11 protein-coding genes and 1 pseudogene are annotated in these 18,096 nt (G+C 64.5%); 9 read left to right on the top strand and 3 right to left on the bottom strand.

Annotated elements, in window-relative coordinates; all coding sequences use genetic code 11:
- Nucleotide 1: 1 nt before the first annotated feature.
- Nucleotides 2–925 (bottom strand): carbohydrate ABC transporter permease, encoded by a 924-nt coding sequence (locus tag ABTV68_RS13545; RefSeq protein WP_433674235.1) that lies wholly within the window; start codon nucleotides 923–925, stop codon nucleotides 2–4.
- Nucleotides 922–2,214 carry an ABC transporter substrate-binding protein gene (locus ABTV68_RS13540; protein WP_433674234.1) on the bottom strand — a complete coding sequence of 431 codons (1,293 nt, stop codon included), beginning with the start codon at nucleotides 2,212–2,214 and terminating at the stop codon, nucleotides 922–924. The genes ABTV68_RS13545 and ABTV68_RS13540 overlap by 4 nt, the downstream gene beginning before the upstream one ends.
- Nucleotides 2,215–2,391: 177 nt before the next feature.
- Here ABTV68_RS13540 and ABTV68_RS13535 point away from each other — a divergent pair, with 177 nt between their 5' ends.
- From ABTV68_RS13535 to ABTV68_RS13510, 6 genes and pseudogenes are all read left to right on the top strand, one after another.
- Complete coding sequence (locus ABTV68_RS13535; protein ID WP_433674233.1) at nucleotides 2,392–3,381, top strand: LacI family DNA-binding transcriptional regulator; 990 nt, start codon at nucleotides 2,392–2,394, stop codon at nucleotides 3,379–3,381.
- Between the two features lie 27 nt (nucleotides 3,382–3,408).
- Entirely contained in the window at nucleotides 3,409–4,488 is a 1,080-nt protein-coding gene (locus ABTV68_RS13530; protein ID WP_433674232.1) for an adenosine deaminase, read from the top strand.
- Nucleotides 4,489–4,580: 92 nt separating this feature from the next.
- A pseudogene (locus ABTV68_RS13525) lies at nucleotides 4,581–4,849 on the top strand (transposase); the annotation flags it as partial.
- A 108-nt stretch (nucleotides 4,850–4,957) separates the two neighbouring features.
- Nucleotides 4,958–8,467, top strand: a complete 3,510-nt coding sequence (gene mobF, locus ABTV68_RS13520) for a MobF family relaxase (RefSeq protein ID WP_433674231.1) — start codon at nucleotides 4,958–4,960, stop codon at nucleotides 8,465–8,467.
- A 166-nt stretch (nucleotides 8,468–8,633) separates the two neighbouring features.
- Nucleotides 8,634–8,987: a hypothetical protein gene (locus tag ABTV68_RS13515; protein ID WP_433674229.1), complete on the top strand. Its 354-nt coding sequence runs from the start codon at nucleotides 8,634–8,636 to the stop codon at nucleotides 8,985–8,987.
- Nucleotides 8,988–9,136: 149 nt separating this feature from the next.
- Nucleotides 9,137–10,318, top strand: coding sequence for a tyrosine-type recombinase/integrase (locus tag ABTV68_RS13510; RefSeq protein ID WP_433674228.1), 1,182 nt, complete (start codon nucleotides 9,137–9,139; stop codon nucleotides 10,316–10,318).
- A gap of 517 nt (nucleotides 10,319–10,835) precedes the next feature.
- Here the strand turns inward: ABTV68_RS13510 and ABTV68_RS13505 are convergent.
- Entirely contained in the window at nucleotides 10,836–12,383 is a 1,548-nt protein-coding gene (locus tag ABTV68_RS13505) for an SIR2 family protein (RefSeq protein WP_433674226.1), read from the bottom strand.
- A 316-nt stretch (nucleotides 12,384–12,699) separates the two neighbouring features.
- On the opposite strand from ABTV68_RS13505, the gene ABTV68_RS13500 reads away from it, so the two are divergent.
- The 3 genes from ABTV68_RS13500 to ABTV68_RS13490 all read left to right on the top strand — a co-directional run bounded on the left by ABTV68_RS13500 (nucleotide 12,700) and on the right by ABTV68_RS13490 (nucleotide 18,023).
- Nucleotides 12,700–16,053 carry a type ISP restriction/modification enzyme gene (locus ABTV68_RS13500; RefSeq protein WP_433674225.1) on the top strand — a complete coding sequence of 1,118 codons (3,354 nt, stop codon included), beginning with the start codon at nucleotides 12,700–12,702 and terminating at the stop codon, nucleotides 16,051–16,053.
- A gap of 73 nt (nucleotides 16,054–16,126) precedes the next feature.
- Nucleotides 16,127–16,924: a hypothetical protein gene (locus tag ABTV68_RS13495; protein WP_433674224.1), complete on the top strand. Its 798-nt coding sequence runs from the start codon at nucleotides 16,127–16,129 to the stop codon at nucleotides 16,922–16,924.
- Nucleotides 16,917–18,023, top strand: a complete 1,107-nt coding sequence (locus tag ABTV68_RS13490; RefSeq protein ID WP_433674223.1) for an XRE family transcriptional regulator — start codon at nucleotides 16,917–16,919, stop codon at nucleotides 18,021–18,023. Before ABTV68_RS13495 ends, ABTV68_RS13490 begins: the two co-directional genes overlap by 8 nt.
- The last annotated feature ends 73 nt before the right edge of the window (nucleotides 18,024–18,096 follow it).

Raw genomic sequence — 18,096 nt, 5'->3', positions numbered from 1 at the left:
CTCAGCTCTCCGTCCGCAGCATCCGGAACTGGATCGCGACGATCGCGACGGTGACCAGCACGAGGATCACTACTTCTGCTTGCGCCTTGTTGATGTCGGCGAACGTGTAGGCGCGTGTGTAGATGTCGTACATCAGCAGGTTGGTCGACCCGTTCGGTCCACCCTTGGAGAGGATCTGAATGGGCGCGAAGATCAGGAAGTTCGACACGGTGTCGGCGACGAGCACGAAGGCCAGGGGGCGACGCACCAGTGGAAAGGTGATCTGCCAGAGCTGGCGCCATGCGGACGCACCGTCAAGGGAGGCGGCTTCGTAGTACTCGCCGGGAATGTCGTTGATGCCGGCGATGAGGAACATCATCCAGTAGCCGACGCCGATCCAGGACAGCAGCACGATGATCGACATCAGAGCCTGGTCGGGCGAGGTGAGGAACGGCTGCGGCGGGATGCCGAAGACCGCGAGGAAGGCGTTGCCGAGCCCATCGGGGCGGTAGATGACGCTCCAGATGACGGCTGACACAGCGGGCGGGACGGCGATCGGCACGATGACCATCGAACGCCAGAAGCGCGATCCAGCGGCGCGGCGCGTGAACAGCACCGCGAGGAAGAACGCGGCCGCAACCTGAAGTGGGTTCACGAGCACCGTGAACAGCAGAGTGACGGCGAGGGAGTTCTGGAAGTCGGGGTTCGCGAACAGATCGGCGTAATTGCCGAAGCCGACGAAGGTGGTCCCGCTGAGCAGGCTCGTCCGGAACAGGCTGTCGTACAACGCCACACCCGCCGGAGCGAGCCGAAGCACAAGGAGCGCGATCAGCGCGGGCAGAAGGAAGATGAGGGCAACGGGGGCGGGCCCGGTCAGGAACCGGAGGCCGCCGCGGGTGCGGGGGCGGCGGACCGCCGCTCCCGCACCACGGGCGTGGATGGTCATCGCAGCTGGCTCCAGGCATCCTCGATCTGCTGCTGAGCCTGCGCGAGCCTGTCCTTCACGTTGGATCCGTTCCGGATGTCGCCGAAGGCTCTGTTGATCACGGACTCGAACTGCACGTAGCCGACGGACACCGGCCGGGCGACGGCGGTGTTGTCGATCTCGTAGCTGATCAGGTCCGCAGCGCCGGCGCTGTGGTCTCCACCCATCTCTTCCAGCTTCGGGAGGTACTCCTGCGCAGCCTCCGTGTTCGCCGGGATGATCGTCTGGGTTTCGGTGGACGCGAGGTTGCCCTCCGGGTCCAGCGCCACGTACTCGAGGAACGTGCGTGCGGCGTCCTTGTTCTTCGACGCCGAGTTGATGCCCCACGACCAGGAGCCGGTCGGGGTCACGGCGTCGCCGCCCTCGAAGTACGGGTGCGGCGCGATGCCCCAGTTGAACGTCGCGTTGGTGGCGAAGTTGCCGATGTCCCACGGCCCGCCGACGAAGAACGCCGTCTTCTGGTCGGTGAACACTGCGCTCGTCTGGAAGCCGCCGACTCCGCGGGGCGAGAGGCCGGACGCGAACGTGTCCGCGTACCACTGCATGGCCTTCTGCCACCCGTCGTTGGTCACGTCCGCGGTGAGCATGTCGTCACCGGAGATGCCCGATCCGCCGCCGAGCGACTCGATGAGCGGCTGCAGCTGGTAGTACGACTCGACTTGCTCGAGCAGGAGACCGGACTCCATGCCGGCGGCCTGCGCCTTCTTGCCCGCATCTTCGACCCGCTCCCAGGTCCACCGGTCGGCCGGGTCTGCCGGGGGCACGGTGACGCCGGCCTTGTCGAGGATGTCCTTGTTGTAGAACAGCATCTGGGTGGAGTTCCAGATCGACAGCGCGTACATCTTGTCCTGGTAGATGTTGATGTTGTACTGCGCCTCGGACGTGGCCGCCTTCGCCTTGTCCTTCAGGTCGCTGAGGTCCTCGAGGAAACCCTGCGCGGCGATCTGCGCGAGGTTCGGCTGGTCGACGGCGAACACATCGATCGTCGAGTCCTTCGCTGAAAGACGCTGCTGCATCGTCGTCGCATACGTGTCGAACGGGACCTGCGTGTACTGAACAGCGATGTCCGGGTACTTCTTCTCGAACGACGAGATCACCGGCGCAAACACTGCCGGATCCTCGGGCCCGACGAACTGGACGGTCCCCGTGCCCGGATCGGAGGTGGCCGCGCCGTTGCCACCGCCGGTGCAGCCAGCAAGTGCGAGAACACCGACGATCGCTCCAGCGATCAGGGCGACTTGTCGCTTCATAGTCAACTTCTCCTTTGAATCCGACATCAACTCATGTCTTCTGACGTCGTATCTACGCGGTTAGACTACCCGCTTAGATGAACCCTAGTGAGATCGTTCCCCAGAATCAAGCGAGAGAGACGCGCGCTCAGGATCTGGTAGCTTTTCTGAAGCTAAGCGTGTAGAAGGGATGATGACTTGGTCACAGCACGAGACGTGGCGGAACGCGCGGGGACGTCTACCGCGGTCGTCAGCTATGTCGTCAACAATGGGCCCCGTAATGTCTCCCCGGCGACTCGCGACCGCGTGCTGCTAGCGGCAGCTGAGCTCGGTTATCGACCGAATGCTCTGGCGCGCGCGCTCAGTCACGGACGCACCTCCTCTATCGGCCTGGTCGTTCCCGACATCGCGAACCGCTTCTTCGGCGAACTTGCTCGCGCCCTCGAGGAGGCGGCCGGCGCGCGCGGCAATTTGCTCCTCATCGGAGACTCCGGGCTCGATCTAGTCCGCGAGAAGTCCCACATCGCCGCGTTCGTCGACCGCCGAGTCGATTCGGTCGTCGTTGTCTCCCTCCAGGACTCACCAGACCTATCCGCGCTGCACGCCGCCGAAATCCCGGTCGTCGCCCTTCACCCAGTCCCCGAGACGATCGGCGCCTCCACTATCTCGATCGACTACGAGGCCGCCGCATACGCCGCCGTGCGACACTTGATCGACCACGACTACGAGACGATTGCCGTCCTCAACGGACCTTCAGAGTCCGCCGGTGCCCAACAGCACTGGCAGGGCGCGGCCCGTGCAGCCGCCGAGTCCGGCTCGGTTGTGATCGAGCACTTACACAGCGAGTTCGCGCGCGCGGACGCGGCGCAGCTGATGCTCGATCGACTCGCCAGGCCCGAGCGACCGCGCGCCATCTACTGCTCGACCGACGAGCAGGCGTACGGCGTGCTGTTCGCCTGCCATCGCCTAGGGCTTGCGGTCCCGCGGGACATCGCCGTCAGCGGCTTCGACGGCACCGAGCACTCCGGCTACTCCACACCACCCCTGACCACCGTGGCGCAACCTATCCAGGAGATCGCAGACCGAGCGATCGAGATCTTGGCATCCAACACCAGCGACATCCCAGTGCAGGAAATCGTCCCATACACGCTCGTAGTCCGCGAGTCGTGCGGCGTACACGCACACTGACCCGCCTCAACCCTTTGACAGGACACCATGACACCCGCCGTCGATATCGCCGCGCTCCGATCACTTCCGAAGATCTCGCTTCACGATCACCTTGACGGCGGCGTGCGCCTCACCACACTCCTCGAGTTGGCAGACCAGGCTGGCGTACCGAGCCCCGCGCCGGACGAGGCAAAGCTGGCGACTTGGTTCTCCGCAAAGGCAAACTCGGGATCGCTCGTTGACTACCTCGAGACATTCCAACTATCGGGAGCTGTGCTTCAATCAGAACACGCTCTGGAACGAGTTGCAGCCGAGTTCGTAGAGGACCTCGCGGCCGACGGAGTCGTGTATGGCGAAGTCCGCTGGGCACCCGATCAGCATCTCCAAGGCGGCATGACTCTTCAGCAAGCGGTGGACGCAGTCCAGGCGGGACTCAACCGAGGCGTGGCGGAAGCACGTCTCCGCGGGCACTCGATCCAGGCGCACCAAATCCTGTGTGCAATGCGCAACCTCGACCAGTCCATGGAGATTGCGCAGCTCGCCCTTACCAACCGCGATCGCGGCGTCGTAGGCTTCGACATTGCCGGGCCGGAGGCGGGGTTCCCGCCCTCCAGGCACCGTGCCGCTTTTGACCTTCTAGCCGAGAACCTCTTCCCCGTCACGGTACATGCCGGTGAAGCTGCCGGGGTCGAGTCGATCCGCTCAGCGCTTATTGACGGACGCGCGATCCGTATCGGTCACGGCGTCAGGCTCGCGCAGGACATCTCGCGGGACGGCGCCAAGCTCCTCCTAGGCGAAACGGCCGCGTGGGTGCGCGACCGACACATCGGGCTCGAAGTCTCTCCGAGCTCGAATGTCCAGACCGGCGCCACTCAACCGTGGGGCGAAGGCATGGCAGCTCACCCATTCGCGGTGCTCTACAAACTGGGCTTTCTCGTCACCGTCAACGTCGACAATCGTACTGTCAGCAACACAAGCCTGACCTCCGAGCTTCATCGCCTTTCGCGGGCCTTCGACTACGACATCGCCGACGCCGCACAGTTCCAGATCAACGCAGCGCATGCCGCATTCGCACCGCTGCACGTTCAGCAACAGCTCGCACAAGTGATCCGCGACGCCATTGTGTAGATCAGTCTTGTCTTATCAGCGATCGGTCGCTGCTGCGAGGCCCCTCATCTAGGGCGTGGCTGACAATGATTCAGGTGTCTGGCTGAGCCTGAATGGATGTCGCGACTCGGTTGCTGTCGAATGCTCAGCGGTCGTTGATCGAGGACATGTCGCCTCGGTCGAGTGCTCAGCCTGGGCGGGAGTTCTCTGACGCGACGTTGATGGTCGAAGCGATCATCTACCGGTATCGGGGCGGGACCGCGTGGCGGGATCTGGCGGAGGTGTTCGGGCCTGGCAGACGGTATGGACGCGGCATCACCGGATGGCGACCGCCGGCACCTGGGACACGGTGCAGGCGAAGCTCACCGCCGCAGCCGATGCGGCGGCGCCGCTGTGAGGCTCAGCTCGAAGCGCTTCTGGAGGCTTCGCCCTGGAAGACGGGCCAGCTGTGTTGCCATACCTGACGTGCGTGACGGTCTCGATCCGAGTTATGAGTGCGGGCCAGGGATACCGATATCTGCTGCACTCCGTCGTGGCCGGTGACGGGCATCGGGACGCAGCGTCCGCGCCGACTCGGTACTACGCGAATGCGGGTACTCCGCCCGGTACCTGGGCAGGCAGTGGCGTGGCCGGCTTCGCTTCGCTCGCAGAGGGCGACGAGGTCTCCGAGGACCAGCTTCGGCGGCTGATGGGGCACGGGCGACACCCCGACACAGGTGAACTCCTTGGCCGCCCATACCGCCACTTCGCCGGCGTGGGCCAACGCATCGAGCGTCGCGTGGAACGACTTCCGAAGGGCCTCGATAAGTCCGAGCGTGAATACCAGATCGCATCGGTCAGGGCCGAAGAGGCAGCGAAGCCCACCAGTGCTCCAGTTGCCGGGTTTGACTTGACGTTCTCAGCGCCGAAGTCTGTCTCAACATTGTGGGCGGTCTCCGACGCGGGTACACAAGCGCTAATCGCCGCCGCTCATCATCAAGCGATGAAGGACGTGCTCGATCTGGTCGAGCGCGACGTAGCGATGACCAGGGTCGGCACGGGGGGCCCGCGCGGGGCGGTCGCTCAGGTGGAGGTACGCGGTGTGGTTGCGGTTGCGTACGACCACTACGACTCACGCGCCTCCGACCCGCAGCTGCACACCCACGTCGTCGTCGCGAACCGAGTACAGGGTGTCCATGATGGAAAGTGGCGCACCTTGGACTCGCGCGCTTTACATGCTGCCGTCACCGGCCTCTCGGAGCACTACAACGCGGTCCTCTCGGATCACCTCTCGCGCCTGTTGTCGATCACGTGGGAGGTCCGCGGACGTGGCACAGGCCGGATGGACAGGTGGGAGGTCACCGGTGTCCCGCAAGGGCTGATGGATGAGTTCTCCTCGCGCACGAAGGAGATCGAGCGGGTCAAGGAGCGGCTCGTCGAGGAGTATGTGGCCAAGCACGGGCGTCAACCGTCTCGCGCGCTGCTGTGGCAGATCCGTCAACAGGCCACGCTCGAGACGCGCCCGCCCAAGGAGCTGCGCTCTCTGCGAGAGCTGACCGAAAAGTGGCGTGCTCGCGCGTCCGACGTGCTCGAACGGGACGCGGTGACTTGGGCTCGCGAACTGGCCACGACCGGATCTGGTGAAGCGCTGCTGCGTGCGGACGACATCCCACTGCAGAACGTAGAGCAGCTGGCATCGGCCGTTGTGGAGCAGGTCTCGGATCGCCGGTCGACGTGGCGCCGGTGGAACCTGCATGCCGAGGCCGTGCGTCAGACGATGCCGTACCGGTTCGCGTCGGCCACCGACCGGGATGCGGTTGTGGGGCTGATCGTCGATGCCGCGGAGGCCGGGTCGCTGCGATTGACACCGCCGGAACTGGCGAGCAGTCCACCTGTGTTCCAGCGTCCCGATGGCTCGAGCGTCTTCCGCCCCAAAGCCTCCACCGTGTACTCGTCAGAGGCGGTGCTCGCAGCCGAAGATCGGCTGCGGGAGGCGGCCGGCCGCCGTGATGCGCCGACTGTCGATCTGGACCTGATCGCCCGGGCTGCTCGCTCGCACGGCCCTGGGCAGCGCGCACTCGGCGCGGACCAGCAGGATGCGATCGGGAAGATCGCCGTCTCGGGACGAGTGCTGGATGTGCTCGTCGGGCCAGCGGGCGCGGGGAAGACCACCACGATGCGTGCGTTGCGGCGGGCCTGGGAAGCGCGGTACGGCAAGGGGTCGGTGGTGGGACTTGCCCCGGCGGCGGCAGCAGCGGCGGTTCTGGGTGAAGAGCTCGACGTGCAGACGGAGAACACGGCGAAGTGGTTGTACGAGCACGACCGGGGCCGATGGGATCTGCGCGCCGGGCAGCTGCTGATCATCGACGAGGCGTCGTTGGCCGGCACGTTCGCGCTGGACCGCATCACCGCTCACGCCGCCGAGGCTGGGGCGAAGGTGCTGCTGGTTGGCGATCACGCTCAGCTGCAGGCCGTGGACGCGGGTGGAGCGTTCGGGATGCTCGTCCGAGATCGAGATGACGCACCGGAGCTCGTCGACGTACGCAGATTCCGCAACGACTGGGAGAAGCACGCCTCCCTGCAGCTGCGCCTGGGTGACACCGCGGTGATCGACACGTACTTGGAGCACGAACGCGTCGCCGGCGGGGACCATGACCAGATGCTCGACGCCGCCTACCAGGCATGGATGCAGGATCAGACTGCCGGGAAGGTGTCAGTGCTGATCGCCGAGACCATCGAAACGGTCACCGACCTCAACGAACGGGCACGATCGGAACGGATCCTCGCCGGACTCGTCAGCGACGGGGGAGTCCGCCTGCACGACGGCACCCGCGCCTCCGCCGGTGATGTCGTGATCACCAGACAGAACGACCGCCGCCTCGCCCTCGGCCGCGGATGGGTGAAGAACAACGACCGGTGGCACGTCACAGGGGCGCACGAGGACGGCTCGCTCACCGTCCGGCGTGAGACGTCGCGCTGGTGCAGCACGATCACCCTGCCCGCGACCTACGTCGCCGAGCACGTCGACCTCGGCTACGCGATCACCGCCCACCGCGCACAGGGCGCGACCGTCGACACCGCTCACGCGGTCGTCGCCAGCCCCGAGATGACCCGCGAGGCGCTCTACGTCGCCATGACCCGAGGGCGCGAAGCAAACACGGCATACGTCGTTACCGACCAGCACCACCTCGAACAGCACCAGCACCGCGACGACCTGCAGAACAACGCCCGCTCCATCCTGTACGGGATCCTCCAACACGCCGGCGCTGAACTGTCCGCCCGCGAGACAATCACCGCGGAGCAGGACGAATGGACATCGATCCGACAGCTCGCCGCCGAGTACGAGACCATCGCACAATCCGCGCAACACGACCGATGGCTCGGACTCCTCCGCGCAGGCGGACTCGACGAGACCACCATCGATGAACTCGCCACCACCGACGCGTACGGCATCCTCAGTACCGAACTGCGGCGCCTCGACGCCGAAGGGCACGACGTCGACTCCCTGCTGCCCCGAGTCGTCTCGGCCGGAAACCTCGAGGACATCGACGATCTCGGCTCGCTTCTGCGCTACCGGATGCAGAGAGTCGCAACCCGGTTCACTCCGGCGGTTCGGCGTCGCCAGCTCATCGCCGGCATCATCCCCAAAGCAAGCGGAGACATGGAACCCGAGATGGCACGAGCACTCGCCGAGCGCGAGCAGCTCATCACGCAACGTGCGGTCGCGCTCGCTCGCCGGGCCGCGGGGGAGAGCGGCTCCTGGGCGGCGCGCACACTTCCGTCCAACGTCCACCCGCTGCCGGATGACGCTCTCCAGCAGTTGACGGTCGTCGCCGCCTATCGCGACCGTTACGCGGTCACCGGTCAAGACCCACTCGGCGCCGTCCCGGATGCCGACGCGCAACGTGTGGACTACGAACGCGCCCGCACTGCACTCGCGGCTCTCCGCAACGCGCGAGACGCACAGCCCGACGCTGCAGAGCAGTCCCTCCACCCGGGTGTCTCCCGAGACGCCCGCTGACGGCCTGCGCTCCCTTCCGCTCGACGGCCGACGAGCGTAATCTGGGCGCAGCGGCAGGACAATCGTTGGCCGACCCCGTTCCGGCGGGCGACGCAGACCCCTCGGGGACCTCAAAGCTCAGGACCACGCCGCACCAACAGTGTTGGCCTGAAAGCGAGGACCCCTGATGCTCATCCGCCCCCTCTGGACGCTCAGCGTCCGCACCCGCACCTTCCTGCGCCGATGGATGCCCACCAACATCCTGCTCGACAAGCTCCGCACTCGACGCGGCCTCAAGTGGGGAGTCCCCGCGATGGTGCTCGGTCTCGTCTACCTGCTCATCTCCGCGGCAAGCATCACGCTCATCAACGGAGGCTGGTCTCAGGGGCTCTACATCGTCTTCGCCGTGTGCCTGTGGAACGCGCTGAAGTTCCTTCTCTTCGGCCCAATCAGCCTGCTGCTTCTCGCAAGGGCACGCGTCCACGAACACCGCGCGAAGCGTCATCTCCAACGCTCTTCCGCGGATGCAGTGGCCGCGTAGCGCGCGCGGAGCTCCGAGAGCATGAGTCGCGAGCATCGATGCTCGGCAGACTGGAGGGATGCCCTCTCAACAGCGCAGCCGATACCACAGCCTCGTAGCCCCACCGAACCTGACCTGCGTTCTCACCGAAGTGGGGGCGCGAACGCTCCGTGGCTAGACCTCGCACCCCGATCGGCACGTACGGCACCATCTCCATCCGACGCCAGCCCAGCGGCCGGTACGCGGCGCGCACCCGCTACCGCGACTGGGACGGCAAGAGCCGAGAGGTCCAATCCACCGCCGCCACGAGGCCAGCGGCGGAGCGTGAGCTGAAGAAGAAGCTCGCCGAGCGCTCGCTGTTCCACCCCGGGTTCACCGGGATGAGCGCCGACAGCGCGTTCACCGGCCTTGTCGACTACTGGCTGGAGGACATGGAACTCGAAGACCGCCTCTCCCGCACGACCCGGCAACTGTATGAGAGGAACATGCGCACGCTCGTGCTGCCCTTCTTCCAAGACGTCACGCTCCGGGAGATCGGCGTGGCCCGCTGCGACTACTTCCTCAAGCAACTCGCGAAGCAGAGCTACAACCGTGCCCGCCAAGCCCGCGTCGTCCTCCGCCTCGCACTCGGACTCGCCGTCCGCCACGAGATCCTGCCCCGCAATCCCATGGACCACGTCTCCCGCCTACGTAGACCGACCCGCAGTCCCGACGTGTTCACCTGGGACGAGATCACAGCCATCCGCGCCGCGATCCGCGACTGGGAGAACCGGCCCATCCTCGCCGGTCCTCGTCCCGACGGACAACTCGGGCAGATCGTCGAAGTCATGCTCGGCACCTCCGCCCGCATCGGCGAAGTCCTCGCGATCCGCGTCGCCGACCTCGACCTCGACGCACCCGTACCGATGGTCCGCATCGCCGGGACGATCGTCAGCCGTAAAGGCGAGCCCACGCACCGTCAGGACCATCCCAAGACCGCACGCTCGGTCCGTCGCGTCGCGCTGCCCGGATTCGCGCTGCGCGCGGTGCGTGCGCGGCTCCGAAGCCTTCGATTCGTCGGTCCCGGGACGCTGTTGTTTGCCACCCGTATCGGGACACCGCACACGACGAACAACGTCCGCCGCCAGCTCCGTGACGTCATGGAGCAAGCCGGCATCGAAGACGTCACCCCGCACCGGTTCCGGCGCACCGCCGCCACCGCGATCAACGATGTCGGGGGACTGCAGCTCGCTTCCGAGCTCCTCGGCCACAGCGATCCGGCGATCACTCGTGAGCACTACATTCGCCGCAACGAGACCGTCAACCCCGCCACAGCCGACTTCCTCGAGCAGGCGTTCGGGAGAGCGAGTTGACCCAGCGGCGGTCGGTGCCACGAGCTTGATGTGGAGGAGGCGGCGCCGGGGTGCAGAGTCCTGTTTATCGCACCAAGGAGTGGCGAGCTCGCGAGGGTTGACGTAGGCAGCGGCATCCGCTTCGTCGCTCGAGCGCAAAGCGAGTTGGATGCCGTTGGGGGTTCCGGGGGAACCGGTAAGGCGGAGGATGTGCTGCGCACTCTTCTCCCGGTCGGCGCTCGAGCGGCGGCCTCTCTGGCTTCGAGGCCAAGATCAGGTGCGGATGATCGTACGGCCAATGGGCGAGTTGGGTGACGAGTGCCCGACCTCTGTCATCGGGTGGCGACGGTGGAGGGCACCCAGCGGAAGAACAAGGTCTCGCGAGAGGGGATTGAAGGCGAACGCCACTGCGTTGGGGCGGGTGTCCTGCAATTCGGTGCACTCGTCTTCGCGCGACCGAATGGCGCATCAAGCGCGTTGTCGAGGGGCCGATCCTCGCGTCGAACCAGGAAGGGGCCGAAAGCCAGCGCCATTCGCCTCAATTCTCTCCGGTTGCAGACGTCATTATCGGGACGTCCACCTTGGTCTGAAGCTCGGAGGTCAGCGTGTGGCCCTCGATCTCGAGCGTGAGCGTCTCGGGTCGTTGAGTTGGCCAGATTCGGAGCGAGATCATTTCGCCGGCAGGCCACGAGTTCACTCTTGACGGGATGCCGTCGTACGACGTAACGCGGGACCCGTCCCCGTCTTCGAACTCGGGAGTCACGCGGCCGGCATTGGAGCGGAACCCCACGTAGGACAGCGGCCGGCCGCCGTGCTTGATACTGACCAAGATCGCCCCGTTGTCAGAAACCGTCGCACCTACGTTCGTGACCACGATGGTGTCCGCCACGGGCGGCTCCGCCGAAAGGGCGTGTGGGAGCTGGGCTTTTGCGCCGCCCTGGTATCCGAAGACCCGCTGAGCGTGGTCGGTAAGGTCGTATCGCCATGATCCGCCGTACTCGTTGATCAGCTGGGCGAAGAAGGACCCGGATTGCGGATACGACCAGAACGGCTCGATGACGCCGATGGTCCGGTCCGCTGACCGGAGCATCCAGTTGCGGATGACGTGGTTTACGTGCGCGTCCGCGAACCGGTAGCCGACGATCACGAGGTGGTCCGCGCGCTCGATCGCTTCCTCTGCGGCGTGAAGCAGTTCGAGGGTCGGGCCGTCGGTGGCGAGCTTCTCCCTGTCACCGACCACAATCCAGGGCTGCTCAACTGCTCGGTCAGAAACCTTGAGCTGCGTCAACGACGGGCTGTGCGTCTCCAGCTCCCAGTCGAGAGAACCGTGGATCTTGTGCAGGCGGAGTGCCTGCGCCGAAGCGTCGAACCCGATCCGCTCACGAGGCCAATCACCCACTCCTCGATCTATCGGCACCGATCGCTCGCCGGCGGCCTGCTCGATGGCGAGGTCATAGTTCAGCGTTACTACGTCGAGGCCGTCCTGCTGCGTCAGCGCGAGGTCAACCAGCGGGTATAGGTAGTCGACGGGCTCTCGCACCCGAAGCAGCGTGCCGAGCAATCGCAGTACCTGCTGGTCGGCATCGTGATAGTCGCTGCGGCGCACGGGTTTCTTGGCGCCGTCGGCGAACTCCGCGACGAAGTATCCGATGTTCTCGATCGCGGACTTTTTGCTAGCTGCCGCAAGTCCGCCGCGGTCGCTCCCGTTAAGGCCCAAGGCCTGTGAGAGGTTCCGGACAAACCGCTCGGAGTTCCACTTGTCCGCGTAGACCCTGCCCTCCGGAAGCACCGGGTCGCGCCAGGAACTGACAAATGGCGCCGCCTCATGGCCTTCCCGTCCGCGAAGAAGACGCAACGCGGAGATCAGCCGCTCGATGTTGACCGTTCCGATGGGGTTGCTGCCGTCCCTGGCTGCGTAGCTGAACATTGCTGCATGGGCGAAGTTGAGTGCCTTGACCCAAGGCTCGCGGGCCCCTGACGGCCGGTTGACCGATGCCAGAACCTGCTCGGTGAGGTCGGCTGTCAGCGGAATGCCCGCGTCGAATGACGCGCCCGCGCCGAGGAGTACCGCGATTCTTCGCTTCATAGTTACCAGATCATCCTGTCGGCTATTCGCATCAGATCCGCCGCTACCGCGCCATGCAGCACTCGGTGTGGAGCTCGTCATCGCGCTGGTCTCGTGCGAGCTCCATCGCAGCCACGCCCGGTATGACATGACCGGGACGTCGCCCTGCATTAGCGGGAGCTGCCCTAGCGGAGGGGCGTCGCGGCGTGTTGTTCGCCGAGCACTACTTGTTGTCGCCTCAATTCTACCGAGGGGATCCGACATCGACCCGTCCGGGGGACACGCCCGGGCGCGGCCTCGAGGGCCACGGCCGGGACCAGCCGGTACGTTTACAGTTGTGTCGACATTCCGGGAATCGGTATCGGCGTTAGGCGCTGGGCTCAAGGCGAAGCTTGCCGTGCATGCGGTTTCCGGCGAGCCTGAGGAGCAGCTCCGGCCGCCGATCGAAGCCTTCCTCACTGCCAGCGCGGCGGCTCTCGGGTTTGGAGGTGTCGCTGTCGTCGGTGAAGTGAAGATGCCGGAGGTAGCTTCGAGGCCCGATTTCGCGGTCGACCTGGCTGGTCTTCTTGTCGGGTTCGTCGAGGTGAAGGCGCTGGGCAAAGGAGCGGATCCTCGGCGGTTCAAGGCGAAGCACGACGTCGATCAGTTCGAGCGACTTAGATTGCTCCCCAACGTGCTCTACACGGACGGGCAGCAATGGAGCCTGTGGCAAAACGGCGAGCGGATTGACTCGGTTCTGACGCTCGACGACGACGTCGAGACGGCCGGGGCCTCGCTTACGGCTCCGGTGGGGCTCGAGTCGCTGCTGTATAAGTTCTTTTCGTGGGCGCCGATCGCGCCGAAGTCGGCCTCGGAGCTCGCGTCTGCCTCTGCGAGGCTGTGCCGGTTTCTTCGTGAGGATGTCGAGTTCGAGCTGACCGGTGGTGACGCCACGCTCAAGAAGACCGCGAAGGATTGGCGTCATCTCCTCTTCCCGGATGCGACCGACAATCAGTTTGCAGACGGCTACGCGCAAGCGGTCACCTTCGGCCTCCTCATAGCCCAGGCGAAGGGAATCTCGCTTGAACAGTCAACCGATCAGGTCGCCAAGAAGCTGGGTGATTCCAACTCGTTGATCGGTCGAGCGCTTCTGATTCTTGGCGATGCTGCTGAGAAGACGTCAAGCCTCATCGGCGCGATCGACACGATGAAGCGCGTGTTCTCGGCCGTGAAGTGGCAATTGCTTGAGCGTGGCAATACCGATGCGTGGTTGTACTTCTACGAACACTTCCTCGCCGAGTATGATCCGGACCTTCGGAAAAAGACCGGCTCGTACTACACCCCGCCAGAAGTCGTGCGCGCGATGACCAACCTGGCCGACGAGGCGCTGCGTGACCTCGTGGAGCTCGGGGGTGGCTTGGCCGAACCGGCTGTCCGCTTGATTGACCCTGCCATGGGGACTGGTACTTACCTCCTCGAGGTGCTCCGCGTCGTCGCTGAACGCTATGCCGCAGACTACGGCACTGGGGGACGAGGGCCGGCGGTTACTGCGTTGCTCTCTCGGGTCATCGGATTTGAGATTCAGTTGGGGCCGTTCGCCGTTGCGCAGCTTCGGCTACTCGCCGAGCTTGAATCGTTGGGCAGCACTGCTTCGACGGGCGACCTGCGCACTTACGTCGCCGACACTTTGTCGAATCCGTATCAAGAGAGCGAGCTCTTCGGACAGCTCGGGCAGTTCTATGAGCCGATCGCAGCATCGCGGCGCGCAGCGGACAAGATCAAGCGCGACGAACAGATCATGGTCGTCCTCGGGAATCCGCCCTACAAGGAGAAGGCAGCAGGGCTCGGCGGGTGGATCGAGACCGGCGGGGTTAGTGGCGCGGCGCCGCTTCTCGACTACACTCCGCCGAAGTCATGGGGCGTGGGGCCGCACGTCAAGAACCTTCGGAACCTCTACGTCTTCTTCTGGCGTTGGGCGGCCTGGAAGGTGTTTGATTCCGTGCCGCGTGAGAAGCCGGGGATCATCAGCTTCATCACTGCTGCCGGATGGCTCGATGGCGACGGTTTCCAGCAGATGCGCGCCAGGCTCCGGGAGCAAGCGACCGATATCTATGTGATCGAGTGCTCTCCGGAAGGCCATCAGGCAGCAGTTTCAACGCGGATCTTCCAGCAGGTTCAGCACGCTGTGTGCATTGTCATGGCGGTCCGTCGCCCAGATGCTGCGCCCGGCGTCGCACGAGTACTCACGCGCTCGCTTGCAGCAGGATCACGGAAGCAGAAGTTTGCTGAGCTCCTCGACGTGCGGCTCGACGACGGCGGGTGGACGGCTGCCTCGGATCACCCACGCGCTCCCTACGTCGCGCTCGACACGTCAGACTGGTCGACCTATCCTGCGATGGGTGACTTGTTCACGTATGACGGATCTGGCGTGATGATCGGCCGCACTTGGCCGGTGGCTCCAGACGCTGAGACGCTCACCGCGCGAGTCAAACACCTGCTGGCCGCCGAGAATCTTGACGTGCAGCGAGGACTGTTCCTCGAGCATCCGACAGACCGGCGGGTCGACAAGCGAAATGTCGGCGGGCTGCCCGGCTACGCAGACCGTCAGGAGTCAATTAGCGAGTCCGATTCGCTCGAGGCGCCAGTCCGTTACAGTTTTCGATCACTTGATCGGCAGTGGGTAATTCCAGACAAGCGTCTGATCAACCGGCCTAATCCTTCACTGTGGGCTGCTGCAGGCCGCTCGCAGGTTTACATGACGGCGCCGCGCGTTGAAGCTCCCCACGGCGGCCCCGCGGTTTCGCTAGCGGCCTCGCCGCCGGATATGGATCATTACGGAAACCGCGGCGGGCGTGTTTACCCACTTCGGTTCCCGAACGCTGAGACGAGCAACATTCGTTCCAAGTTGCTCTCTGCGCTCGAGTCGGCATTTGGGAAGGCAATTGACCCCGATGACGTGTTCTTCTACGCAGTGGGGATTGTCAGTCATTCGGGCTACGTCAGCCGTTTCAAGGCGCAGTTGTCACGACCCGGAGTGCGCGTGCCGTTCACGGTCGACGTCGATTTGTTCAACGAGGTGGCGACGCTTGGGCGACAGGTGTCATTCCTCCATACCTACGGAACACGCGGGTCGAAGAGTGATTACGCGACCTCAAGCGGAGGTTCCCCGCGACTGCCCGCGGATCGTGCGCCACACACACTAGCGGCCGCGCCGATGCCGTCGGCTGCGGAGGATTTTCCCAACGAGCTCACGTATGACGCCGCCTCAGAAATCCTGTACGTGGGTAAGGGCGGGATCGGAAACGTGACGCCAGCCATCCGCGATTTCGAGATTGATGGCACACGGATCATCGACAGATGGTTCTCCAGCCGCAAGTCGGATCGCGCGAAGCCGCCTATGCAGAACCGACGCGAATCGAAACTCGATGGCTTCAAACCAAACACCTGGCTCCCCGAGTACACGGCGGATCTCATCGACCTGCTGAATGTGATCGGCCTCCTGGTCGACCTTGAGCCGAGTCAGGCAGATGCGCTCGATCGTGTACTCGCCGGGGGGCTCATTGATGGTCTGGTGCCCGACCCCTACGCGGATCAGGTGTCGACATCAGCGAAATCTGCGGAGGAGGAGCTCCGTGCGGCTCAGTTCGGCGCGGTCTCACTCGCGGGCTTCGAAGAACTCGATGGCACCGACCAGCGATCACGCCCTGAGTGAAACCAAAGCAACCACGACATGCCAAAAGTAAAAATATGTGCGCTAAGTACTGAGTATGCGCTAGGTTCTGAGTGTGACCGCAGAAGACGAAGCCCTCAAGGCCCTCCGCACCTCCCAGACACTCGACTTGCTGATCTGGGCGGCGCCGGTGGCGTTTGCTGCGACAGATCAGCTCTACGACGAGGACGCTGGTCACGATCAGATGGTCATTGGCATCCTGAACTTCACTCATCTGCGCGACCTCCTCGACCGTGCGACCGCTAACGGTCGATTCAAGGTCGGTGAGGGTCTCCATGGGCTCGGCGCGGACGCCGTGAAGCGCGGCATCTCCCCGGACGCCTTCAAATCCATGCCTCTTGTCGAAGATAACGCGATCATGCGGCGGGACTACAAGCGGTCTCCCGGTTGGGTGGCAGAGGGCTACCGAATCCTGCTCCAGTCCTATTCGTTCGGCAAAGTTGACCAGATCCACTGGGGTCAGCGCAGCGACGCGAAGCGCAAGGTGGCCACGCAGCAGTATGTCGCTGCAGAGGCCTTGTTCACCGACGAAGACTTCGATCTGGAGTCGGTCCAGGGCATCCCCGATGACGATGAGTTCGAAGGGATCACCCTGATCGCGGCGCACGCATTCAACCCAGTCACCAAGCAGTACGAGCTGTACGTCGGCCAGAGCAAGAACCCCCAGCACAAGGAAGACTCCTGCTGGCATTGGAAGAAACGCATCCTGTTCGGCGGTACGCCGATTGGAGGCAGCGGACTTGCTGTTCCTCCCTTACTTCCTGGCGATGCAGCTTCGACCGAGGTCGATGACGTCACTGTCCGCATCAAGGGGCGTCGTCAGGCTGAAGAGGCAGGCGCCGCGAATGGTTGACGGGCGTCGACCATCACAGACGCTCGCCGCCGCCGCCTCGTTCTTCAACGGCGAACGCCTCACGATGGCGCGCCAACTCGCGGGTTTGAAGAAGTCGCACCTCGCAGCTGCCATAGAGATGTCGCCGGCCTCAGTCACCGCGTGGGAGAGCGGGACGAAGCAACCGAATCGCGCAACCGTCGCGAAGTTGGCGCTTGCGCTGCGCGTCGAGCCTCAATTCTTCAGTGGTGGTCCGCCTCCACGAGTGAATAGGCCGCACTTCCGATCGCTACGGTCGACACCGCAGATCGCCCAGGATGAAGCGGAAGCCTATGGTCGGTTCGTTGCTGAGATCGCCGGGATGCTTGAGAACGCCGTCGAGTTCCCTGACTCCCTCCTTCCCGATCTTCCAGTCGATGCTGACGAGCGATCATTGACACCCGAAGAAGCCGCTCAGCAGGCGCGCCACTTCTTCGGCGTCGCTCCCGGGCCGGTGCAACACGTCATTCGGCTCGCTGAGAGAGCGGGCGTTGTTGTCGTGTTCAGCGAGCCCGGAGTTGCCGCGATTGATGCGTACTCCCTCCACACTGGGGCGCGACCGATCATCGTCCTGAACCCAGTAAAGGACGACTACTACCGGCAGCGCTTCGATGTCGCCCATGAGCTCGGCCACCTCGTCATGCATCAGGATGCCGAGCCCGGCGGGAAGACTGCGGAAGAACAAGCGAACCGATTCGCATCGGAGTTCCTGATGCCAGCGGAGCAGATCGCGCCGTTCCTGCCGGGCTCAACGGCGGGTCGCGCGTGGAACCAACTCGCTGATCTCAAAGAGCATTGGGGCGTCAGCCTTGCCGCGCTTCTGTTCAGAGCACGAGCGCTCGGCGTCATGGGCGATGTGTCCTATCGGAACGCCATGGTTCGCATGTCGCAGAATGGCTGGCGCCGTGCGGAGCCGGGTCGTATCTCGACTCTAGAGATGCCATCGATGCTTCCCCGGGCGCGCGAGGTGCTCACGGAGTCTGGCATCGGAGATAGCGAGTTCTTATCCGGCTCTGGGTTGTCAGCGGAGCTGTACGCGATCGCGGCCTCGCGCGTGCCTCACTCGCCGGAGGCGAACTGATCCGGTCGGCACGACACGATCAACCGAGCATCGACGTTTCCGATTCCCGCCCTATACAGTGCAGAACGGAGGG

It is taken from the genome of Microbacterium gorillae (genome assembly GCF_050990725.1).
In the GTDB taxonomy this organism is placed as follows: Bacteria; Actinomycetota; Actinomycetes; order Actinomycetales; family Microbacteriaceae; genus Microbacterium; species Microbacterium gorillae_A.
This window is presented reverse-complemented; position numbering and strand designations above follow the sequence as displayed.